Annotated in this window: 17 protein-coding genes and 2 pseudogenes; 8 read left to right on the top strand and 11 right to left on the bottom strand. The window is 39.0% G+C overall.

The genetic code is table 11. From position 1 onward, the window contains the following. Positions 1–301: 301 nt before the first annotated feature. Positions 302–868 (bottom strand): RNA polymerase sigma factor, encoded by a 567-nt coding sequence (locus JCM10596_RS21130; RefSeq protein ID WP_025028814.1) that lies wholly within the window; start codon positions 866–868, stop codon positions 302–304. A 308-nt stretch (positions 869–1,176) separates the two neighbouring features. Between JCM10596_RS21130 and JCM10596_RS21125 the strand changes: the two genes are divergently transcribed. From JCM10596_RS21125 to JCM10596_RS21110, 3 genes are all read left to right on the top strand, one after another. Then, on the top strand, positions 1,177–2,532 hold the full coding sequence (locus JCM10596_RS21125; protein ID WP_025028813.1) for a helix-turn-helix domain-containing protein: 1,356 nt from the start codon (positions 1,177–1,179) through the stop codon (positions 2,530–2,532). A gap of 278 nt (positions 2,533–2,810) precedes the next feature. Next, on the top strand, positions 2,811–3,143 hold the full coding sequence (locus JCM10596_RS29310) for a Spo0E family sporulation regulatory protein-aspartic acid phosphatase (RefSeq protein ID WP_369345681.1): 333 nt from the start codon (positions 2,811–2,813) through the stop codon (positions 3,141–3,143). A 41-nt stretch (positions 3,144–3,184) separates the two neighbouring features. Continuing rightward, positions 3,185–3,424 carry an AbrB/MazE/SpoVT family DNA-binding domain-containing protein gene (locus JCM10596_RS21110; protein WP_025028811.1) on the top strand — a complete coding sequence of 80 codons (240 nt, stop codon included), beginning with the start codon at positions 3,185–3,187 and terminating at the stop codon, positions 3,422–3,424. A gap of 444 nt (positions 3,425–3,868) precedes the next feature. Here the strand turns inward: JCM10596_RS21110 and rlmD are convergent, their stop codons facing one another. Continuing rightward, positions 3,869–5,278, bottom strand: a complete 1,410-nt coding sequence (rlmD, locus tag JCM10596_RS21105) for a 23S rRNA (uracil(1939)-C(5))-methyltransferase RlmD (protein ID WP_025028810.1) — start codon at positions 5,276–5,278, stop codon at positions 3,869–3,871. Between the two features lie 23 nt (positions 5,279–5,301). Continuing rightward, positions 5,302–6,240 carry a DNA-3-methyladenine glycosylase family protein gene (locus JCM10596_RS21100; protein WP_025028809.1) on the bottom strand — a complete coding sequence of 313 codons (939 nt, stop codon included), beginning with the start codon at positions 6,238–6,240 and terminating at the stop codon, positions 5,302–5,304. Between the two features lie 136 nt (positions 6,241–6,376). Between JCM10596_RS21100 and JCM10596_RS21095 the strand changes: the two genes are divergently transcribed. Further along, entirely contained in the window at positions 6,377–6,739 is a 363-nt protein-coding gene (locus JCM10596_RS21095) for a hypothetical protein (RefSeq protein WP_025028808.1), read from the top strand. 113 nt (positions 6,740–6,852) lie between these two features. Here JCM10596_RS21095 and JCM10596_RS21090 read toward each other — a convergent pair whose 3' ends face one another. Further along, positions 6,853–8,391, bottom strand: a complete 1,539-nt coding sequence (locus tag JCM10596_RS21090) for a fumarate hydratase (protein ID WP_025028807.1) — start codon at positions 8,389–8,391, stop codon at positions 6,853–6,855. A 481-nt stretch (positions 8,392–8,872) separates the two neighbouring features. Here JCM10596_RS21090 and JCM10596_RS21085 point away from each other — a divergent pair, with 481 nt between their 5' ends. Together JCM10596_RS21085 and JCM10596_RS21080 are read left to right on the top strand one after the other, a co-directional pair. Next, positions 8,873–10,618 (top strand): 2-oxoacid:acceptor oxidoreductase subunit alpha, encoded by a 1,746-nt coding sequence (locus JCM10596_RS21085; protein ID WP_025028806.1) that lies wholly within the window; start codon positions 8,873–8,875, stop codon positions 10,616–10,618. A 1-nt stretch (position 10,619) separates the two neighbouring features. Then, the gene (locus JCM10596_RS21080) at positions 10,620–11,483 is read left to right on the top strand and encodes a 2-oxoacid:ferredoxin oxidoreductase subunit beta (protein ID WP_025028805.1); all 864 of its coding nucleotides are present in this window, start codon (positions 10,620–10,622) and stop codon (positions 11,481–11,483) included. Between the two features lie 112 nt (positions 11,484–11,595). Here JCM10596_RS21080 and JCM10596_RS21075 read toward each other — a convergent pair whose 3' ends face one another. Continuing rightward, a complete protein-coding gene (locus JCM10596_RS21075; RefSeq protein WP_025028804.1) occupies positions 11,596–12,228 on the bottom strand; it encodes a histidine phosphatase family protein in 633 nt (210 codons plus the stop codon). A gap of 235 nt (positions 12,229–12,463) precedes the next feature. Here JCM10596_RS21075 and JCM10596_RS21070 point away from each other — a divergent pair, with 235 nt between their 5' ends. Next, entirely contained in the window at positions 12,464–14,782 is a 2,319-nt protein-coding gene (locus JCM10596_RS21070) for a glycoside hydrolase family 65 protein (protein WP_025028803.1), read from the top strand. 135 nt (positions 14,783–14,917) lie between these two features. On the opposite strand, the gene JCM10596_RS21065 is transcribed toward JCM10596_RS21070, so the two are convergent. The 6 genes and pseudogenes from JCM10596_RS21065 to JCM10596_RS26880 form a co-directional block, all read right to left on the bottom strand. Further along, positions 14,918–15,793, bottom strand: coding sequence for an NAD(P)-dependent oxidoreductase (locus JCM10596_RS21065; protein WP_199900168.1), 876 nt, complete (start codon positions 15,791–15,793; stop codon positions 14,918–14,920). Positions 15,794–15,929: 136 nt separating this feature from the next. Further along, positions 15,930–16,679 (bottom strand): stalk domain-containing protein, encoded by a 750-nt coding sequence (locus JCM10596_RS21060; protein WP_025028801.1) that lies wholly within the window; start codon positions 16,677–16,679, stop codon positions 15,930–15,932. A gap of 113 nt (positions 16,680–16,792) precedes the next feature. Further along, complete coding sequence (locus JCM10596_RS21055) at positions 16,793–17,602, bottom strand: DUF4163 domain-containing protein (RefSeq protein WP_159102384.1); 810 nt, start codon at positions 17,600–17,602, stop codon at positions 16,793–16,795. A 175-nt stretch (positions 17,603–17,777) separates the two neighbouring features. Then, entirely contained in the window at positions 17,778–19,499 is a 1,722-nt protein-coding gene (locus JCM10596_RS21050; protein WP_034681982.1) for a methyl-accepting chemotaxis protein, read from the bottom strand. A gap of 147 nt (positions 19,500–19,646) precedes the next feature. Continuing rightward, positions 19,647–20,060, bottom strand: a complete 414-nt coding sequence (locus JCM10596_RS30590) for a DUF5110 domain-containing protein (protein WP_234410601.1) — start codon at positions 20,058–20,060, stop codon at positions 19,647–19,649. A gap of 27 nt (positions 20,061–20,087) precedes the next feature. Then, positions 20,088–21,862: pseudogene (locus tag JCM10596_RS26880) on the bottom strand (glycoside hydrolase family 31 protein); the annotation flags it as partial. Between the two features lie 392 nt (positions 21,863–22,254). On the opposite strand from JCM10596_RS26880, the pseudogene JCM10596_RS21040 reads away from it, so the two are divergent. Next, positions 22,255–22,845 (top strand): annotated as a pseudogene (locus JCM10596_RS21040) (tetratricopeptide repeat protein); the annotation flags it as partial.

Here is a 22,845-nt window from a genome sequence, read left to right as displayed (position 1 = left end):
TTTCTATACTACTCACGTTGTATAAAACTAAGCAATTCGGTGTGTCTTTTATTTTTCTGTTTATTATATTTTGTTTTTTGTTTTGGGTAATATAGAAAGTCAAATCTTTTAAGATCAAAGGATCAATTTTAATTGACTGTTTTTAAAGTGCAGGATTTTATAATAGAAAAGAGCGCATATTGAGAATGATTAAGCGGGTTTTATATATGAGGTGAATGTCGGTAATATTACTAATACTAGAATGAACTAGTGCTCTTGCTAAAATTCTCGGTAAAATTTTATGGTTGATTAAGTGCAAATGTTATAAATTCCACAATCCACTATCAACCTTCTCTTCAAGACATTCTTTCAGACGAGTTCTAGCTCTAAATAATCTCGATTTAACAGTGCTTTTATTAATATTTAAAGTGCAGACTATTTCTTCAATATTAAAATCTAAAAAATACTTTAATACAATTACTTCTTTAAAAATACGTGGTAAACGAGAAATTTCCTGTTCTAGCATTTCACTAATATTGTAATTATGTAACTCGTTTTCTACTGTTAAGTTATTCTGATTCTTCGAAACTATTATATCCATTACTGTATTTTCATTAACAAGCTCATTCAGTTTTTTTCTTTTTCTTATATAATCAATTGTGGTTCTTTTAGTAATAGTTGCAATCCAAGGCATCACCTCATTCTCAGACCTGACTTTATGTAAATTTTTAAATGCTTTGTACAGTACTTCTAACGTTATATCCTCTGCTAGGTGGTAATCACCTAGCATGGAATATGCTAAATAATGTACTCTTCGATAATATGTTTTGAAAAACCACTCTGGTGATCCCTCTCCTATTTCATAGATAAATTTCCGTATTTCGGACATGAATTCATCCCCTTTCAGAGGTTATAATCTTCTTTCTAATGGAATAATGTCGAAACTTATTGAAAAATTATATTTTACAACAAGTTCCAAATTTACACTCTCTAATATGGAAGATTATATATTGAATCCCAATATAGAGTATATACTAAATATGGTAATCCTTAGGTAGTTACCAAAAAAAATTTTTGTAGAATTTTGTATAAACAAGTTTTTCTAAATAAATGAACAATTATTGCTTTTAATTTGAATTAATCAGTTGTAAAATAAAGGCAACACTAATGTATTACATTTGGAAGGGGAGTCATTAAATGGTGCAAGATACATTGCATCGGTCATTACGATCTGAAATAGAAAAAGAAATGAAAGCGTACGGATATACAATAAGCAAAACAGCAGAATTGACAGGGATGAATCCGGGACATTTAAGCGAGATTTTAAACAGTAATCCACCACGAGCAATCACTATATATCAACTGGACGCGTTTGCGACGGCTTTTGGAAAAGAGGAGGGGTGGTTATACGAACTCTATCCAGAAGAATGCATGTCGGGAGACAAAATTACAAAGCGACGATTGATTCCATATTTGGTTAGATGTGCTGAAATTGAATGCCATGAATGCTTGGAACTCATTACCTCACAGTTATTAGATAATCCAAAACATCTATCCATACTATTTTCTGTAGCGGAGAAGTTATATGATAGCAGCAGGGCTGACAAAGCTATTCCTTTTTATGAATATGTCATAGAAAATGAAAAAGACAGCTTTTCTAGCCAATTTATTATGAGTCAGTATCGCTTATTTAGAATAAAAATAGGAACTAACTCTGAAGAGAATTACAAGGCATTAATTAGATTCGAACCGTATCGTAAACGCCTGCCCGAAAACTATCAACTGGATGCTCTATTACAACTAGCTAATGTATGTTACACACTAAAAGAATGGGAAGAGCTTGAGAAGTATGCCGATGAATTGCGATCATTAAGTGAAATCGTTTATAAAGAAGAAGTACGAAAATTAACCTTAAATAAAGTTCAAGAGCCTTTTGTTACAGAAAGGCATTTAGTCGTCTACTATGGGCAATCCTATTTACTTAAAACTGTTGCTTTAATGCAACATGAACAATATGAGGAAGCAAAGAAATATGTACAAAAGTATATTGATCTAGGGTGGTTTAAAATCCTGGATGATGTAGGTAAACAAGAAGTTGAAAAGTTTAGAATATGGGGGGAAGCATATCTTTACTCACTAGATTTAATGCTGGGGAATAGGGAAGCACTTTATCAATATGTGAAATTTTTAGAAGCACATCCTAACGAGATTCTGTCTGGCCTCTTGTCTATTATGGAGGCTGCCAGCAAACATGATTTTCCTTTAGACGAAATACTAGAGAAATTTGCTGATCAAATTGCTCATTTCGGTGACGATAATAACTCTGTTACTCTTAGTCAAAAATATAATTTTTTTATGTACAAATCGGAATATAATTTTAAAAAAGGACATACAATAGTTGCAATAGATGAACTTTTGCAATGCATGGAGTTATCTATTATAATTAATAATCATGAAGGGTTTAGATCCAGTGTTGCACAGTTTTGGAAGTATCATAATGTTGCCACAGCGCGACAAAAAAATTGTTTCCAATCTATATTAGAAGGAGTGTGACCAATGAAATCTTTTTTATTAGCATTGGTAATATGCATTGGGTTAATTAGTGGCATTGGACAAGCCGATAATAATCTAGCAAATGAAAACTCTGATTCAGTCGTATTAAATACTTATCACCATGGAGTTGGCAATTAAATTTAATCTAATTTTTTTGAAAGGCACCCATATAATAGTGGTTTTTTTTTTTGAATTTTTTATTAAATATCCATATTTTCTCACATTTAATAGTTTCGGATATTGGTATAAAGTAATTAATATCCTAAATATTTGTAAAGGTGGTGGTCACTGTAGTGTTATTAGTTAGGAAGAAATCAATACGAACAAAAAGTTTTTTTCTCTTTCGAAACACTTGGACTACAACATCTGAGAACAAACCGGACCGGAATCCTAGAATTTTATATTTTGACAAAAGGAAATGTAACAATAAAGATGAGCATGAATTACTAGGAGAGATAGAAAAATTAAGAGAGGAGCTAACAGAATTAGTAAGTAAAAAAGGTTTTGCCTCTATTGAGGTTATTAAATTAAGTCAACGTTTGGATAGACACATTGTTGAAATTCAAAAAAGATTTAGGGACTCGTTTCATACACTCAAGAACAGAAAGTAACCCAGAATCCCAAATAAATAGAAGAAGGGAGTCTAAGATTAATGGTTGTTCGAAAAGTAGATGGATTGGGACGAATTATCATTCCTCACGAGGTTCGTAAATCAAGAAAAATTCAAATAGGAGATTCCTTAGAATTCTTTACAGATAAAAACGTTCTCGTTCTGAAGAAACACGAAGCTTCTCTGCCCGCTTGTGTACTGTGCAATACCTTCGAGAACTTAACTCGAGTAAAGATATCATATATCTGTGCCGAGTGTTTAGAAGATATAAAAGCTAAGTAAAACTTTAATGGGAGGATAGATACTTGATCTTTTTAAGGATCTGCTTTTTTATAACTGGAAACGGAATGTTATCTTCTCCCATATTTAAAGAACCTCAGATTTTCATCTGAGGCTTAACACATAAATATACCTTAACTCAAAATAGTCAAGTTCACCAATTATGTTATTGGAGCATGGTATTATCCTTCCAAGATCTCTTTTATCTCAATACCTGTCTTAAATACAAGGTCACTTCTATCAGTGGAGTGACCTTTACTTTTTCTATTACCCTTTCAAATAAATCTTCGTCAAACTTTTCAAGTGGGCCTTCGATATGATCAAGGTAAGCCCCTCAACTCGTTTACTCTATCCATTTTTAATGTTTTTTGGGCTTTTTATTTTCTTTGCAAGAAAAAATCGATCGATTACGTGCGTTTTGTTATATTTATGCCAAAATTCCCCGGTTTAGTTGTCCTTCCACGCTAACAGTGAACAGCACTCCACATGACTCGTATGCGGAAACATATCCACTGGCTGAATCTCCTTCAACTGAAAGCCAGAGTTAAACAACTGTTTACAATCCTTAGCCAGAGTCGATGGATTACAGGAAACATAAATGATTTTCTTCGGCTTCACCTCAGCCAAGGTCTGGAGAAGCAACTGATCACAACCCGTTCGAGGTGGATCAACAATGACAACATCAGGAGCAAATCCTTCCTTGACCCATTTGGGCATCCAGGTTTCTGCTCTTCCCACTTCATAGATCGCATTGCTAATTCCGCTTCTACGAGCATTCTCTCTAGCATCTATAATAGCTTCGGGAATGATATCCATGCCACGAATTTCTTTTGCCTCTTTCGCCAGCCATAATCCAATCGTTCCCACTCCACAGTATGCATCAACGACAATTTCTTGTCCCGTTAACCCTGCGTATTCTTTGACCTTGTTATAGAGCTTGATCGTCTGCTTCGGATTTAACTGAAAAAACGCTCTAGGAGAAAGGGAAAAGGAGAGATCTCCTAGCTTCTCTTCAATTCTTTCTTCTCCCCATAATAGCTTTGTTTCATCACCAAAAATGGTTGAGGTCTTTGCTGAATTGATGTTTTGAACAATACTCTTCACCTCAGGAAGCTGATAACGAATCTCCATAATGAGTTCTTGTACCCTCGGAATGTCTGGAGTATTGGTTACGAGAACAAGCTGTAGCTCCCCCGTTTCAAAACCTACTCTAGTAACGACCGTTCTTACAACCCCTGTGCGCTTTCTTTCATTATATATAGGAACCTGAAGCTGTTGTAATACTTCCTTCGTCTTCTGGACAACCTCATTCGCTTTTGGATGCTGAACTACACATTCAGAGAGATCAATCAAATGGTGTGAACCTATCTGATACAAGCCCGCAATAACTTGATCGCCGACCTTCCCCACCTGAAGCTGACCTTTGTTCCGATAAGCCCAAGGGTCCTCCATTCCGATTGTTTCTTGAATCGGAAGCGTATCTGCCGTGTAGCTTGTATACCTTTCAAAGGACTGGATCACTTGATCCTTCTTCTCTCTAAGCTGTCCCTCATAAGACAAATGCTGTAGCTGACATCCTCCGCATTTTTCATAGACAGCGCATGGAGGTTGCACCCGATCTGGGGACTTGGTTCTAATTTTCTTGATTTTTCCGATCGCAAACTTAGGCTCTATCTTTTCAATGTGAGCAATGACAACCTCACCTGGTAATGCTCCATCGACAAAAACAACCTGCTTCTTAAAATAGCCAACCCCTTCTCCATTGATCCCCAGCCTACGAATGGTTAATGTAACCTCTTGTCCCACCTTGACCTGTGATGCCCCTGTAGATGAATGTTCTCTTCTCTTCTGTTTCATATGATTTAATCCTCGTTTCAACTCTATGTAAATTTCACCACTTTGTTATTCCCAAGTGACTCCCAGAGATAGATCGCCACATAGCTTCCCCACTCCTCAAAAGGGGCCACCCATGCCTGGCATTCCTCTTGTGTTGGCTTGGCAGAGAGTCCTTCTATTTTTTTGATCGCATTCTGGATCCCCACATCGGCAACAGGAAACAGGTTGGGTCGACCTAAACAGAACAGAAGAATACACTCAACCGTCCATTTTCCAACCCCTCTTTCTTGTGTTAGACGTTCTAGGATCTCGGAATTAGAAAGAGGAGAAAGCTCGTCTAAGCGAAGTTCGTTCTGAATTATCTTTTTCGCTATGTCTGTGATGTATTCTGCCTTTCGTTGGCTAAATTTCTTTTGTCTTAATTCACTAACCTCTACTTTCGCCAACTGTGCAGGGGTTGGAAACAAAAAATACTCCTCTCCCTCATGCTCAATCGAATCGCCGTAATCTGTAGACAGACGGTAGACCAATTGATGGGCAAAGCGAAGGTTGACCTGCTGATGAATAATACTTTTCGTTAAGCTCTCATACATGTTATCATCCAAGGTCAAAGGAGTTCCTCTATACTCTTCAACAATCTGCTTCATCGCAGGATAAGGTTGAACCGCCTGATAAAAGTCCGATAAAATGGTTGAGTTCCACTGAAAGCGTCGATGTAATCTTTCCATCACACCACGATACTCCGATTCTGTTAAGGGATCACCAAAGAACTCTAGCTCTAATTCAGGCTGTTCTGTTGTTCCTACAATCGTGATTTGACAGATCCTATTTTTTCCTGTGAGGTGTTGCTGCTCATTTCGAACCCTGAATGGAAACGTAAGCTTTTTCCTAACTAGATCCACCTTATAGTGAGGGTCCATTGCCAGCTTGGATAAGACAAGCTCCATATTATAGGGAGCTATTGGGGTGATCCGTTGTTTCATTTATTATTCCTCCAAATGTCAGATACATTCCACTTCGATTTATTACCTTAACTTACTAACGAAATAACCTTTCTGAATCTGTTACAATTGAAGCAAGAATTATAGCAAGAAAAAAAGTCTTAAGGAGAGTAGGATTATGTCAATTCATACTGACTTAGCCTCAATTAAAATGATTGCTCAGGTCTTAACTAGCCAGGATCTGAAAAAAACATTCGCTGAGCTAGTCACGCACCTTCAGAGCAACGTACAATATTTTGATTGGGTAGGTCTATACCTCACTCAAGGGGATGAACTTGTTTTGGAAGCTGCATCCGATCTAGAAGAAAATTTAATGTGGGAAACAAATGCAGAGCTACGCATCCCTATTTCAGACCTAAACAGCATGGAATTAGGGAAAATCGTGGTTCGCAGCCATCAACCGATCTGTTTTGACATGACAGATGTAACAACCTTAGAAAAGTTAGCTAAAGAAATCAGCGCTCGTTTAAGCATGAACTAATTCATTTTTTTGTTTTACCTTGGTTTTATTCCTGTTTATTAATGAAAGAAAATGGCTTGGGTCGATGACTCAGGCCATTTTCTTTTGGTTCTTGTTCCGAAGATACTATCTAGTTAGCTAAAAACTGGCTCCTTAAACTCAGCAAGCTTCTCTAAAGAGGATTTTTCAACATCCGCATGCAAGCTGTTTCCATGGGAATCCATCGTAACAATCGCCGCAAAGCCCTTGACCTCTAAGTGCCACATCGCTTCTGGCACACCAAATTCCTTCAGGAAATGAACGCCTGCTACATGTGGAATACACTCTGCATAATACTGTGCAGCTCCTCCAATAGCATTCAGATAGACTGCTCCGCTTTCTTTTAATCCTGCCAGCGTTTTGGCTCCCATTCCGCCCTTACCAATGACGGCGCGAATACCGAATTTCTTAATAATATCTGCCTGATACGGTTCTTCACGAATACTTGTTGTAGGACCGGCTGCTTTCACATGCCACTGCCCTTCTTCATCCTGCAACATAACAGGACCACAGTGGTAGATCACGCCTCCGTCTAAATCGACAGGAGAATCATTTTCCATTAAATACTTGTGCAGTGCATCACGCCCTGTGTGCATCTCTCCATTGATGATGACCACATCTCCAACCTTTAACTCTCTAATCTGTTCTTCTGTGATTGGAGCCTGAAGCACTACTTCACGCGACCCTTGCTTCTGAGCCTCTTCAATCACTTTTTCTACCTCTTGTTCAATATTACGATCCTCTTTATATAGCCATTTCTTGATTTCGCCTGTGGAAGAATCGAGTACAACACCCAATCTTCTAAATGCCCAGCAATTATAAGCAACAGAAACGAAAAAGCTAGCAGGGATTCGATTCATGACGCCTATTTTACAGCCTAATAAAGTGGTTTCACCTCCGAAGCCCATCGTTCCGATCCCTAATTTATTGGCGTTCTCCATAATATACTCTTCTAGCTTGGCTAGCTCTGGATGGGGATTCGTATCGTCTACTTCTCGGAATAATTGCTTCTTCGCTAATTCATAGCCCATCCCTCGGTCTCCACCGATTCCAACCCCGATAAATCCTGCACTACAGCCTTGACCCTGAGCCTGGTAGACACTGTGTAGAATACACTTGCGGATTCCGTCTAGATCACGTCCCGCCTTTCCCAAGCCCTCCAGCTCACAGGGGAGACTATATTGAATATTTTTATTTTCACAGCCGCCACCTTTTAGAATAAGGCGCACATCGATTTCATCCTTCTCCCACTGCTCATACTTAATCACTGGAAGCCCTTCACCAAGATTATCTCCACTATTTTCTCCTGTTAATGAATCAACAGAGTTAGGACGAAGCTTACCATTCTTCGTTGCTTCTGCAATCGCTTCCCGAATGGCCCTGCTCATTTCCATTTGATTTGCACCCACAGGGGTTTTTATTAGAAAAGTAGGTAGCCCCGTATCCTGGCAAATAGGAGATACATTGGTTTCTGCCATTTTAATATTTTCTGTGATTGTGGAAAGCGAGAGTGCCGCTCTCGTCCCTGCATTTTCACCTGCTTTTGCCTTAGCAATCGCCAATCTCACATCAGGAGGTAAATAAGTGGACGTATCTACAATTAATTTATACATACTCTCTTTGAAAGATTCCATATAAAAAGGCTCCTTTTTCTTCATATTCTCTACTAAAAAATTCTCTTCTATTATACTATTTCCCTTGATTTTTAACAAAGTCTAGCTTCACCCTAAACATTTTTATAACTACGGGTGAATCAATAATCATTTTTAGAACATTCTGTACTATTTATGAACATCAGTAGTACAGATTAAATAAGAATATGTAACAGCTTTCAAACATTTTTATCTCACACAAAAACACACAATTTTAAAACGCTTACATTTGTCGAAAATAGACACATTTTACATGATCTATTTTCTCAATAAACCTTGCCAAATATATATTTCCTGTTGTAGAATAGTACATAACTGAATCGAAGGGAACGAACCCCTTTTCGTTTCATCGAATTGTATTACTTGTTACTGACTTATTTTTTATAACAGATGTGATATAAGTCATTCAATTCACCTGTATTACAATTATGGAATGAATAATGTTACAGAAGGAGAGGTTAGAATGAAAACGGAAATCACGGTTAAGATTGGCGGGCAACAAGGGGATGGAATCGATAGTACCGGAAGTATCCTTGCTTCTGCACTGATGAAACAAGGCTTCCATATTGCGTCTTACAAGCACTTTGCATCTCGTATTAAAGGGGGACATACAAACGACCAAATTCGTGCAAGCTTAAACCCTGTCTACTATCATGGGGATACTACGGATATTTTAGTCGTATTAGATAAAGAGTCCTATGATTTTAATATTGGCGCTATGGCTTCTAACGGTGTTGTCTTGATGGAAAACAAAAAAGAAGAAAAAGTAGAGATGGTAGACGGAATCACTGTCGTTCATGCCTCCTTTGTGAAAATGGCGGAGGAGCTTGGAAATAAGATCATCCGAAATATGATCATGCTTGGCTCTTCTGTTTATCTTATGGGGCTACATTACAATATTTTTGTTCCGCTCATCGAGCAACAATTCTCTAAAAAAGGGCAAGCACTTGTTGACCTTAATATTAATGCACTTAAAACAGGATATGAGTATGTTCAAAACCTTGGCATTAAGCCTTTTGAGCTTCAACTACCAAAAGGAGAAAAAGAGCAAGCTCTTCTTATCGGAAATGATGCTTTTGCCTTTGGCGCTGTTGTTTCAGGCTGTCGTTTCCTTGGATCTTATCCTATTACACCTGCCTCTGAAATTATGGAATATATGAAAGCAAATCTACCAAAAGTAGGCGGTGCAGCCGTTCAAGCAGAAGATGAAATTGCTGGGATTCTGATGGCTATTGGAGCTGGTTTTGCAGGGGTTCGTTCATTAACCAGTACATCTGGTCCTGGACTTTCTCTCAAAACAGAGGCACTTGGCTTAGCGGGAATCTCTGAAACTCCTGTCGTGATCGTCAACTCCCAACGTGGAGGCCCTGGAACAGGATTACCAACGAAATATGAACAATCTGACTTAAATACAATGGTTTATGCCGGACATGGAGAAATCCCTCGTATCGTCCTTACACCAAGTACAGTTGAGGAATGTATGCTTGTAGCTTCTCAAGCTTTTAACCTAGCTGAGCAGTATCAATGTCCTGTTATTGTCGCTCTTGACCTAATGGTGTCATTAAATAAACAAACGGTTCCAGATTATGATCTAAGTAAGTTTGAAGCGATCGATCGCGGAAAAGTATTAACCGAAGAACAGCTTGCTGAGTTAGAAGAATTTAACTTCAAGCGTTATCGCTTAACAGAAGATGGCATCTCCCCTCGATCCATTCCTGGACAAAAAGGCGGAGTCTACACAGCGAACTCCAATGAGCATAGCGAAACAGGACACATTACCGAAGATACTACCCTGCGTAATGCCATGATGGATAAGCGTCTAGGTAAATTGGCTAGCTTCAAGACAAAAGGATATGAGTTTATTGGTGGAGAAGAAAAAGCTGTAGATACTCTATTTATCGGGATAGGCTCTACTCGTGGTGTTCTTGAAGAGGTTGTCAAAGATCTTCAAACACAAGGCGAAAACACTGGACTTGCTCATATCAAAGTCTTGTATCCTTTCCAAGTGGAAGGCATTAAGGAATTAATCGATTCGGCGAAGCGAGTCATTGTAGTAGAAAACAACTGGACTGGTCAATTAAGTGGAATGATTCAAAAAGAGCTTCAAGTTGGCGATAAGCTTCAAACAATCAAAAAATATGACGGAAACCCATTCACAAAAGCAGAATTACTTTCTCAAGTGGCAAAGCTTGTAAAGGAGGTTGTTTAATATGGCAGTAACAATGAAGGATTATCGTGGCGATGTATCTACTTGGTGTCCAGGATGCGGACATTTCTCCGTTATGGCTGGGATTCAAAAAGCATTAATTAATCAAAATTTAGAACCGCATGAAGTCGCTGTTGTTTCAGGGATTGGATGTTCTGGAAAGGTTTCTGAATACATGCGCGCTTACGGCTTCCACACACTTCATGGACGTTCTCTTCCTGTCGCACAAGCGGTTAAACTAGCTAATAGCGGTCTGAAGGTCGTTGCTGCTGGTGGAGATGGTGATGGATACGGAATTGGAGCGGGTCATTTCACTCATGCTGCTCGTCGTAATGTAGATATGACTTATGTGGTCATGGATAACCGAATCTATGGATTAACGAAAGGGCAAACCTCTCCTACAAGTGCTCAAGGCTTTAAATCCAAAACATCTCCAGAAGGTTCAGGAGAAAGAGAAGTAAAACCGCTTGAATTAGCTCTTGGTGCTGGCGCTAGCTTCATTGCTCAAGCCTTTTCTGGAGATATCAAGACACTTACAGAACTGATTCAGCAAGCGATGGAACACCCTGGATTCTCATTAGTAAACGTCTTTAGCCCCTGTGTAACCTACAACAAGGTGAACACCTATGATTACTTCAAAGAGAACCTTGTTGACTTGAATACACTCGAAGGCTATGACCCATCAGATAAGAAAGACGCGTATTCGAAAGTAATCGAGTATGATGGACTACTGCAAGGTGTGATTTACAAAAATCCTCGCCCTGCCTACCATACTTTCTTAGATGGTTATCCTGAGTCACCTATTTCTTTCAATAGTGTAGAGCCTAATAAAGCAGTCCTCGATCAATTATGGGCTCAATTCAAATAAGAATGTAGCTTTAATAGATACAAAAACAACAAATACAGACCTAAGAATCGATATACCTCCTGCTCCAAAGCGTGAGGTATTAGATCCTTAGGTCTTTTTTTAGCCAATTTTTCTAGCCAATCTTAGTCGAAGCATTCTCCCTTATTGTATAAGCAAGATGCGGGGATTCATTGATTCCAACAATCACAAATTGCTTTGGATCATTAAAATCAATGGTGGTCAAACTGGTGTTGCCTATAGCAAACGCTCGCTTCCCTTTCCACTTCATCTCTAATAACGCCATTAAGGTTGTCCCGATAAAGCCCCCATGAGAAACGACAACGATCTGTTTCCCCCAATGCGTCTTGATCAGCTTGTCTAGTACTCTTAGGGTTCTAGCATATAATGCTTCTATTGATTCCACATCTCCCAAGCCAATACTCTGCCAGTCTAACGGAGCTAAATCAGGATACCTTTCTTCAATTTCATTCCTTGTCAGTCCTTGAAATCTCCCCAGGTTCATCTCCCTCAGTTCTACATCCTTCTGTACCTCGATCGAGTGATATGCGGCTATCTCCTTAGCCGTTTCATACGCCCTGCTTAGATCACTGGAATAGATCGCATCAATAGGCTGGTGTGCTAGCCACTCAGCAACCTTTTTCGCTTCCTCTTTCCCTTGGGAGGATAAAGGATACTCTTTTTGCCCCTGAAGTCTGCCTTCTGCATTCGCGATAGATTGTCCATGACGAACCAATATGATTCTCATTATTCTCCCCCTCAAAAAAATGTCAATTTTCTATCTATATTCTACTATCATTGTATGGTAAAATAGAAATGATAAGAAGCATTTTCGACATTTTATAGGAGGAAGCCTTTGAATTAGTTAGTGTGTAGCTAGCTTATTTTTATCGCCGGAAGTGCAACCGTTTGCATTCATGTGGCAAACAAGAAAACAAACATAGAAATCTATTTTATTTTTCTTTCGAAAGGATGGAGAGAACATGAAACAATATCTTCAACTAGATGAATGGAGCATTATTGAAGAAGGCTTTAACCCTGACACTCACGAAATCTCAGAAAGCATCTTTAGCATTGGAAACGGACATATGGGGCAACGTGCTAACCATGAGGAGGACTATTCAGGAAAGTCCCTGCAAGGTAGCTATATGGCAGGAATCTATTATCCAGACAAAACCAGAGTAGGCTGGTGGAAAAATGGCTATCCAGAATATTTTGCCAAGGTCTTAAATTCAACCAATTGGATAGGCTTGCATATTAACATCGAAGGAGAGATTCTTGATCTAGCCACCTGTCAGGTAAAGAATTTCACTCGAACGTTAAATATGAAAGAAGGCTATCTTCTAAGAAGCTTCACCGCCACCTTACAAAACGGAAAAGAAATACAAGTTGAAGCAAAAAGATTCGTCAGCATCGTTTCTCCTTCACTAGGAGCAATTCGCTACTCGATCACTCCTCTTAATTTCGAGGGAAAAATAGAAGTGGTATCTTACTTAGATGCAGACATTAAAAACAAGGATGCCAATTATGATGAAAAGTTTTGGGATGAAGTAGCCAAAGAAAATCGAAACGAATTAGCTTCTCTCACTGTCAAAACAAAGAAGCTAGATTTTCACGTCTGCTCTACCATGAAAACAATAGTGACACAAAACGGAGAAGAACTTCAGCTTCAGCCTGATCTATTAGAAAAGAAGAAGTATGTCGCTCACAAGCTCGAGCTTAGCGTCAAGCAAGGGGAGGAAACCGTTCTATACAAATACGTGTCCAATGTAACCTCAAGAGATCATGAGATCAACCAGCTTGCACCTAGAAATGAAAAAGTATTAGAGGAAGCCTTAGCAAAAGGATTTGACCAGCTTCTGTTAGAGCAAGCACAAGCATGGGCACAAAAATGGCAGGACAGCGATATCGTAATTGAAGGAGATGTCGCTGCTCAACAAGCCATTCGCTTTAATATCTTTCAATTAAACCAAACGTATACAGGGGAAGATGCGAGACTTAATATTGGACCCAAAGGCTTCACAGGCGAAAAGTATGGTGGAAGTACTTACTGGGATACAGAAGCTTACTGCCTGCCTTTCTATTTAAGTACAGCCGATCAGAAAATAGCTCGTAATCTCCTTATCTATCGTCATCAGCATCTGGAAAAAGCGAAGGAAAATGCGCGCAAGCTAGGCTTTTCGAAAGGTGCTTTGTATCCTATGGTCACCATGAATGGTGAAGAATGCCATAACGAATGGGAAATTACCTTCGAAGAAATTCATCGTAACGGCGCGATTGCCTACGCCATCTATAACTATGTAAATTACACAGGAGATAAGAGCTATCTTGGTGAGTACGGATTAGAGGTTCTTGTTGAGATTTCTCGTTTTTGGGAAGAAAGAGTCCAGTTTTCAGCACGAAAAGGAAAATACGTGATGCTGGGAGTAACAGGACCTAATGAGTACGAAAATAACGTTAATAACAACTGGTATACCAACCGGATTGCTGCTTGGACCTTAGAATATACCTTAGAGGTAATTCATGATCTGAAAAACAACCAACCAGAGCGTTATGCTCAGCTCGAGAAAAACTTAGAAATGAAGACAGTCGAATTAAGTAAGTGGCAGGATATTATCACTAATATGTATTACCCTTATGATGAAGAATTAGGTGTCTTTCTACAGCAGGATGGCTTTCTTGATAAAGAATTAATCCCTGTTCGAGAATTAGATCCTAAGCATCTGCCCCTAAACCAAAACTGGTCTTGGGACCGTATCCTGCGTTCTTGTTATATCAAGCAAGCAGATGTTCTGCAAGGTCTCTACTTCCTAAGTGAGCAATATGATCTTGATACGAAGAAAAGAAATTTTGATTTCTATGAGCCATTGACGGTTCATGAATCTTCACTTTCTCCATGTGTACACTCTATCTTAGCTTGTGAATTAGGCTATCAGGAGAAGGCCTATGAAATGTACCTAAGAACCGCTCGATTGGACCTAGATAACTATAACAATGACACAGAAGATGGCTGTCACACAACAAGTATGGCAGGAACCTGGATGTCTGTCATTCAGGGCTTCGGTGGTGTTAAGGTTAGAGATGGGAAGCTGTTTCTAAATCCTTTTATCCCAGGTCATTGGACTTCCTTCTCCTTTAAGATCGTCTTCCGTGGAGCCAGATTAAATATTCGAGTTGCTCAAGGGCAGCTTCTGATCTCTAATGAAACAGCAGTAACAGTTCCTCTTCATGTGAATGGTCAGGACTATCTGTTGAATGACAAAGAGCAAATCGAAATCAATTATCAAGTGAAGGTATCATAAACACGATTCCTTGCCTAAACAGAAAAACAAACAGCGCCAGCACCCTCGTGCTCTATGAGTGGGTGCTGACACTATTTGTTTTTTTCTATATGAACGGCTCCTTTAAGCCCATTTCTTAATCTTTTCTGTTCCTATCTATTCTGTTCTATTCTTTTCTTCTAACAGTACAATCAAGGAGGAGGTGTCAGACCTTTCATGACCGATTTTTTCAAGTCGTGCATAGAACTGATCGACAATAGCGGTCACAGGTAATTCAGATTGATTACGTCTGGCTTCGTCAAGGACAATGCCAAGGTCCTTTCTCATAAGGCTTACTGCAAACCCAAAATCAAACTTCCCTTCAATCATGGTCTCTGAGCGGTTCTCCATTTGCCAGGAACCAGCCGCTCCTTGCGATATGACCTCGATCACCTTGTGAGCATCTAGTCCGGCATTTTTGGCAAAACTAATTCCTTCCGCTAGCCCTTGAACCAATCCAGCAATACAGATTTGATTCACCATCTTGGTTCGTTGCCCGTTTCCTGCTTCACCCATGTAGGTTACTTTTTTACTGTAACAGGCAAGAAGCTCCTCCACTTGTTCATAGGCTTTGAGCTCACCTCCTACCATGGTTGTAAGCAAGCCTTTTTCAGCTCCTACTTGTCCACCTGATACAGGAGCGTCAAGAAACTCAATTCCATTCTCTCGTACTAAAGAAGCCAACTCCTGAGCCACTGTGGCAGAGGTCGTCGTGTGATCCACAATCATACTGCCAGCTTTCATCTCTGAGTAAGCCTTTTGGACAATATCCCTCACATCATCATCATTACCTACACATAGAATCAAGACATCTAAATCAGATACCATACTTATGTAATCTTCAACATATTCTCCCTGATACTCAGCAGCCCACTTTTCAGCCTTATGTACCGTTCGATTATAGACGGTTACAGTATGCCCTTTTCGATGGAGATGTCCTGCCATTGGATACCCCATTACTCCTAATCCAATAAACCCTATTTTTTTCATCATCTACTCTCTCCCATCCTCTAATAAGCTTTTTACCATTTTACTCCTATCCTCATTTTTGTCAATAGAAAAAACGGCTCGGATGCTTGAAGCGACACCCTGCCGTTCTCTATTTTACTTAGCTGGTAATCATCATTATTTATTTTAATTCCTCTTTTGGAGTAGATGCTTTATTCTTGGAAATATCAAACGTCACATCACTTAACTCTTGATCCACTTTGATTAACACGGTCGGATAAGTAATGACCGTTAAGTACATTTCCTCAGGCTTAGGATCTGTATATTTTCCTTTTACAGTTGCTTTAGAGCCTTGAAGAGTCAGATCATCCACTTCAATTCCATGACCAGAGCTTGATGATTCTCCTCTAGATAACAAGATATAGGTAGCGCCATTTTCAGTCATATGTCCGTTATAATTCTTTTGATAATTTGCACCTACCCATTCCTTCACCTTAGCAGGAAGAGGATTGTTCTGATCTTCTCTTTCAGGTACTCCATAGTCAGAAGTCCAGATCACCTCATATTTAGCTGTGGAAGTAGATTGACTAGGAGTGGTTGGCTTAGCTACAGGAGCTTGAGCCTTATCTGATATTTCAATCGTCTTTGTTTTATTATTCCACTCTACATTTTTGTCTACTGCTTCCCCTACAAATCTTACAGGTACATACGTCGTTCCTTGATAGATAAAGCTTGCTGGTACGTATTCCTTCCCATTAAAGATTTGCCCCTGTTTATCACTGGTTGCTACCAGCTTTTGATTATAGCTGAATTGTACTGGTTCTAGACTCACTTCGATCTTCGTTAGATAGGTAGAAGCATACCCGACACCACTGACGAGCATTCCTCCAATGACCATTCCAATTAAGCCTGCTTTTACATTCTTAAACATCTCAAATCCTCCTTGTTCTACCTCTCATTATCATTTAGTAGATGGTTTCATAATTATTAACGAGAGGAAATTGGAATATGTTGCACTTTTTTTCAAGCTTTTTACCCAAACACTTACTCCTTCTTCAATAGATGCTCCCATAGCTCATTTTCTTGACGGATATTTTCAATGATGTCTGTAAATTTCAATTCGTACTCCGCGTGATCTCCTAGTGCACGAGGGAAGGGAAGACTAATTCCTAAAGCGTCTTCTGTTATGTAACTTTTTGTATCATTATATATATCTGAAGTATCAGGATTTTTGAAATATCTTATTAATTGATCATCACTCAAAGGATATTCATCAAGAACTCCTAATTCTTCAAGATTTAGATCTGGATCAAAAGGGATGTACTGCGCCTCTTTTAATTTCTTTAAGAAATTCTCATCTATTATGACTAAGTCGGATAATCGGACTAGCTTTTCATTAACAATATCTATATTTGTTGTGAAAAACAAATTACTAGGATGAGCAGCTCCTTTTGTATAAGTCCACCCTAGATATTGAATACTCAGGATATAATCATTCTTCAGCATGATTTTATAATCTAGCTCTAAAGAATCTTCACTGATTTGAATATCCGAATCTCCTAGAGGTTCAGGATCATATTGATCTATTATCGCCAAAGCCTCTCTTTTAATTAATTCGTTTAATTGGTTTTGTTTATGACTATCTCCCATATTTTCTATTTGTGGATAGTATATCTCGATTTCATGTTCAGAATAACTGGCTCGGCTAAGCTCATAGCTTAGAAGAGTGGAGCTTGCCTTTGTTTCTGCTCCTAGTGCTCCTTCATCAACATTTTTTCCGCAAGCTACTAAGAAAACGCAAAGGAATATAAATAAAAATGACCGTTTGTATACTTTCACTTTCCATTGTGACATAGCTTCTCTTCCCTTTTTCATAAGATGTGATTACTCTTTTACATTTTCATGGATTAGTGGAAAAAAGTAAAGAAAAAAATGGATATAATAGAAAGATCAATCATTCCTACTCATACATGTTCGAAAAAAAAGAAGTAGGTTCTTTGATCAAGACCTACTTCCCTTTTACTAATATTTAAAGCTTAAACTTATTCGTTTCTTCCACCAAGCCCTTTAAGTGTTGGTTCACTTGATTTATTTCTTCTACTAATTCATTGACGTTTTCACTTACCTCATGAATCGTGGATGTAACCTCTTCCGTTGCCGCAGCCGTTTCTTCAGACACCGCAGTGACACCATGAACGTCACCTGTAATTTGCTCCTGATGTTTTTCCATAGTGCCTAGATGTGTCGTTACTTTACCAAGACCTTCTTCTAGGCGAGTAATCATCGTTTGTAAATCTTGAACATTGGTAGCGACTTTGTTCACTTCTTTAGAATCTTCGTTGTATTTCTGTACGGTGTTATCTAATTTTAGCTGCATGTTCTCAATCTCTGTCTGAATGTCTTTCAGAATCCCTGAGATGTTTTTCGTGGAGTGAGCCGTTTCTTCAGCTAACGCTCGAACTTGGTTGGCTACAACAGCAAACCCTCTTCCAGCCTCTCCTGCTCTCGCACTTTCAATCGAAGCATTTAAAGCAAGAAGATTCGTCTGGTTGGCAATGTTCTCAATTTCCTCAACGACTTTCTCTGTTGCTAACGATTTAGCCACTAAACTGCTCATAGTATCTTTCATCAAGGTTAAGCTTTGTTCTGTATCCTTACTACGATCTAAAAAGTGTTGTAATGAGGTATAGCTAGATTTTCCTGTTTCTGCAACGGTAGAAGAAATGGTTTCCATCTCATCCACGGAGCCTCTTACATTCTCGATTTTTTCCACTAGTTCCCCTACAAGCTGAGAAGTGTTTTCCATCGATGAAGCGACTTGTTCGTTCCCTTGAGCAATCTCATGACTCGCTACATTTACACTTCGATGCTGCTCTTGGATATTTGTAGCGTTTCGCTTCACTTCCTCAAGGTGAGTATCGACCTGAATTGTACTTCCTTGAACGTTTTGAACAATCGAACGCAATTGCTTTGTCATAAATTCAAAAGAGCGGAAGATCTGGCCAATCTCATCCTCAGATCGATATTGATTCTCTAATTCGGTCAAATCTCCAGAAGCAATTCTCTCCGCAGCATCGGATAAATCCCTCAAAGGCTGCAAGGTTCTCTTTAAGACCAAGAAAATGACACCAAGTGAAAGAACAACAATAAGCGTATTTAGAGTAATGAGCCATGGAAGGCTTCCCTGAATAATGCTAGATTTAATTCCACCAACCGTCCCAGCATCGATATCAATTCCTAAAACACCTAAGACCTGTCCATTTTGACCCTTAATAGGAGCAAATGCCGATAAGTAGTCCCCATATTCCTCATCCTCGATAATAGGAGTACTACTCTTCATCCCAGCGAAAGCAGGGGCTACATCTTCATACTGAGTTCCCGAAGTAGGTGTTCCAATATCTACAGAATCATCCATTCCATCAATTAAAATAACAAGTTTTCCATCTGTTCCATCCAAGGTATACAAGTATAGAGCTCCAATATCCTGACGAATTTCATTCAGCTTCTTTTTCAGCTCTACATAAGTTGGATTTTGCGTTGTCGGATTGGCTAGAAAGTTCTGATATGTCCCAGGATCAATGGAGTCCGCTATGGATTGTACGGTTTCCATACTAAAACTTCCGATGGTTGATTCGACTGATTTGTTAATACTGGCATACCATATAAACCCATTAGCGATAAGTAATAAAACCACTAATAAAGACACGCTGACTAAGAGCCTCATTCGTAAACTTTTCCGATTATTTAACATATACTTCTCGCTTCCCTTCTGTTTATATTTTCGGACAATCTTCCCAGGTATTCTGTTGTCCCACCAGTTTTTTCCCGTTAAAAGGAAATAAAAAATAAGCTACACTCTCCTATATCGGATGAAGTAGCTTATTCTTATAGGTTTTTCTTAGTATTTTATCTTCATATCCCATTCCACATATTGGTCAGGTACGATTAGCTGAATAACCTGCTTTTGCTCATCATAGCTCCATTCGACACGTTCATCGCTCACAACGTCTTCTGGTCTTCTTGGTGAATGAATGAAAAAGATAAGATTCTTTCGCCCTGATTCATAGCTCTTATGTTCGTAGGTATAGGAAATTTCTAGCTCTCCGCTCTCTTGCTTGCAGCTTAGCTTCAACCTATTATACGTTCCCTGTTCATAATCGAAGGTACGTCCGTCATCTTCATAGTAGACATACTCTGACACCCCTTCAAGCGGATACAGATGGATTGTAAGATCAGCTCCCTGTTTCTCTCCTGCGTATTGCTCAATCGGTCCCTCTGCAATAAAGGAGCCTGCCTTAATAAAGATCGGCATGGTTTCGAGTGGTGTCGGTACTGTTACGTATTGACCCCCTTCTACTCTTTCATTCGTCCAATAGTTCACCCACATCCCTGCTGGTAGATAGACTAGGCGCATTTGTGTATCGGGTCGATAGACTGGAGCAACGAGTATGGAATCACCGACAAGGAATTGATCTGCCAGCTCAAACGTATTTGGATCTTCTGGATATTCCAGCATCAGTGGTCTTAAAACTGGAATCCCTGTTTGACTTGCTTCATAAAATAAGTTGTATAAATGCGGCATGAGTCGGTAGCGTAATTCAATATACTTCCGGCAGATCACTTCTACTTCTTCTCCGAATCTCCATGGCTCCTGACGCGGAACCTCTATAGCAGAATGGTTACGGAAAAATGGAGTAAACGCACCTAATTGAGTCCATCTAGCCAGTAGAGGACCATTGGAAGGATGAGCAAAGCCTCCTACATCCGCTCCAACAAAGGGTAATCCTGATACCCCCATATTTAGAAACATTGGAATCGACATCGCTAGGTGATCCCAGAAGCTTCGATTATCGCCTGTCCAAATAGCGGCATAACGCTGAATCCCTGCGTACCCTGCACGAGTCACTACAAAAGGACGCTCTCCATTTAATTGCTTTTTCAATCCTAGATAGGTAGCCTTACTCATATAGTAGCCATACAAATTATGCAGGTCTTTATGAGTCTTGGGGTCCCCATCATTTTGATGAATCACATCTAAATCCATCGTTTTGGTTTCATTAAAAATAGCTGGTTCATTCATATCGTTCCAGATTCCTTTAATCCCCGCATCCGTATAGTGCTGATGAAGATCCCCCACCATTCCCTGACACTTGTTTCTGTGAAATCTGGAAAGGCACTTTCCCCAGGCCATACATCTCCGGTATATACTTGACCTTCAAGGTATTTACAGAAATAATCATGAGCCAGACCTTCTTGGTAGACCCTATATCTTGGGTCCTTTTTTACACCTGGATCGACAATTGGAACGATGTGAAATCCCTGCTCTTTTAACTCAGCAATAAGCTGCTCACCGTGTGGAAAGCGAGTAGGATGCCAAGTAAAGACACGATATTCATCCATATAGTGAATATCTAGATAGATCACATCACAAGGAATTTCTTTCTCTCTCATTGTTCGGGCGACATCTCTAACATCCTCTTCGTTCATATAACTATATCTGGATTGCTGGAAGCCTAACGACCATTTAGGAGGAAGCGGCATACGCCCTGTTAGCTCCGTATATTGAGTAACAATATCTTTTACATGAGGACCATAGAAAAAATAATAATCCAAATCCCCTGCCGCTGCTTTGAATGAATAGTGCTGTTCCGCTGTAAGATCAAATTCTGTTTGAGATGGATTATCTAAGAATATTCCATACACACAGGCTGAGCGTACACTAATAAAGAATGGAATCGATTGATATAACGCAATGGTTTCTTCGTTATGCGGTGCATAGACATCCGTATTCCACATGATTTGCTTGGTGCCTTTTTTGTTCAAATATCCAGATTTCTCACCAAATCCGTAGAATCTTTCATCCTCATACATTAATTTGTGCACAAATAGTTCCTTTTTCTCATTCCAGCCCACAGCTTTTTCTGGTTCATCCTGATTGATAAGCTGTCCTTCTGCGTTATAGACGGAAAGTCTAAATGGATTTCTATCTATTCGCACTTCCAAGTCCTTCGTTTTACAAACATATTGATCTAGATTCTCAGTCACTGTTAATTCAATGTCGGACCATGCTTTCTTGACAACAGCATCTGTTGTTTTTTCGTTGACAGCTCCCATGGGATTAAGTTTCACTCGAAATAGTGTGTCACTAAGGAAATGAATAAGAATCTCAGAAGCATGAAATTTCAGCACGAGCTTGGGACCATGGACTGAATAATCGGTCACAGCTCCCAGATGGAAATAGGTGCTCCCCTCTGCTACTGAAATTTTGTTAGGGTGTATGGCTTCACTTCCAAGCATAGATGTATCTCCCTCTTTCTTGCGCAAACGATTGCGCTCTCTTTTTAAAAAATATAACATAAGAAAGAAGTGGAATCAAACAGAAAATTCACACGACATATCTCTAGAATAACCACTAAGGAAAGGATTTAGTTACATCATTTTGTTGATATTTGAAAGTTACGGATCATCGCTCTATAATTATGCTAAAAAGAATGAGGAGTAAATTATTGAATACGAATAAAAAGGCAATTGAATTACTGGAAAGAAATGAATACAAAGAGGCATTAAAGTTATTTCAAACAGCAGTAGACCAGTCTAGAAATGTTCAATCACTAACTAATCTTGCTTGGATATACTCTAATGAAGAATATGATGATACAAAAGCTCGTGTTTTATTAGAAGAAGCGATTAATTTAAAACCTACATCTCATTTTCCATACAGTCTGTTGGGAGAAATATATATCAGACAAGAAAATTGGGAGCTCGCAAAAACAAACTTAGAAATTTCAATTTCTATACAGCCTTCTAAAACCTCCTATAACAACTTAGCAGTGGCTAATTACCATCTTGGACATATAAATATAGCTTCAAAATATTTTCTATTAGCAGCCGAGAAATCAGATTACGCCTTGTACAGTCATGTCAAATGTTTAATCGAATTAGATAAATTAGACGAAGCAAAAAGTAAGCTAGATACTTTTTCTGAACATGACGATGAGTTTGTTGGCGGGGTAGATGTTGCCGATTTATATGTAGATTTAGGTTATTTTAAAGAAGCGAATGAATGGTTTAATAAGTGTTGGAATGTTTATTGGAAG

The organism is Caldalkalibacillus mannanilyticus JCM 10596, assembly GCF_000615945.1.
In the GTDB taxonomy this organism is placed as follows: Bacteria; Bacillota; Bacilli; order Caldalkalibacillales; family JCM-10596; genus Bacillus_AT; species Bacillus_AT mannanilyticus.
This window is presented reverse-complemented; position numbering and strand designations above follow the sequence as displayed.

What these genes read in the sequence shown, in the direction of transcription:
- JCM10596_RS21130 (WP_025028814.1), bottom strand. Translation starts at nt 868, where the DNA reads ATGTCCGAAATACGGAAATTTATCTATGAAATAGGAGAGGGATCACCA.
- JCM10596_RS21125 (WP_025028813.1), top strand. Translation starts at nt 1,177, where the DNA reads ATGGTGCAAGATACATTGCATCGGTCATTACGATCTGAAATAGAAAAA.
- JCM10596_RS21110 (WP_025028811.1), top strand. Translation starts at nt 3,185, where the DNA reads ATGGTTGTTCGAAAAGTAGATGGATTGGGACGAATTATCATTCCTCAC.
- rlmD (WP_025028810.1), bottom strand. Translation starts at nt 5,278, where the DNA reads ATGAAACAGAAGAGAAGAGAACATTCATCTACAGGGGCATCACAGGTC.
- JCM10596_RS21100 (WP_025028809.1), bottom strand. Translation starts at nt 6,240, where the DNA reads ATGAAACAACGGATCACCCCAATAGCTCCCTATAATATGGAGCTTGTC.
- JCM10596_RS21095 (WP_025028808.1), top strand. Translation starts at nt 6,377, where the DNA reads ATGTCAATTCATACTGACTTAGCCTCAATTAAAATGATTGCTCAGGTC.
- JCM10596_RS21090 (WP_025028807.1), bottom strand. Translation starts at nt 8,391, where the DNA reads ATGGAATCTTTCAAAGAGAGTATGTATAAATTAATTGTAGATACGTCC.
- JCM10596_RS21085 (WP_025028806.1), top strand. Translation starts at nt 8,873, where the DNA reads ATGAAAACGGAAATCACGGTTAAGATTGGCGGGCAACAAGGGGATGGA.
- JCM10596_RS21080 (WP_025028805.1), top strand. Translation starts at nt 10,620, where the DNA reads ATGGCAGTAACAATGAAGGATTATCGTGGCGATGTATCTACTTGGTGT.
- JCM10596_RS21075 (WP_025028804.1), bottom strand. Translation starts at nt 12,228, where the DNA reads ATGAGAATCATATTGGTTCGTCATGGACAATCTATCGCGAATGCAGAA.
- JCM10596_RS21070 (WP_025028803.1), top strand. Translation starts at nt 12,464, where the DNA reads ATGAAACAATATCTTCAACTAGATGAATGGAGCATTATTGAAGAAGGC.
- JCM10596_RS21065 (WP_199900168.1), bottom strand. Translation starts at nt 15,793, where the DNA reads ATGATGAAAAAAATAGGGTTTATTGGATTAGGAGTAATGGGGTATCCA.
- JCM10596_RS21060 (WP_025028801.1), bottom strand. Translation starts at nt 16,679, where the DNA reads ATGTTTAAGAATGTAAAAGCAGGCTTAATTGGAATGGTCATTGGAGGA.
- JCM10596_RS21055 (WP_159102384.1), bottom strand. Translation starts at nt 17,602, where the DNA reads ATGTCACAATGGAAAGTGAAAGTATACAAACGGTCATTTTTATTTATA.
- JCM10596_RS21050 (WP_034681982.1), bottom strand. Translation starts at nt 19,499, where the DNA reads ATGTTAAATAATCGGAAAAGTTTACGAATGAGGCTCTTAGTCAGCGTG.
- JCM10596_RS30590 (WP_234410601.1), bottom strand. Translation starts at nt 20,060, where the DNA reads ATGCCGATCTTTATTAAGGCAGGCTCCTTTATTGCAGAGGGACCGATT.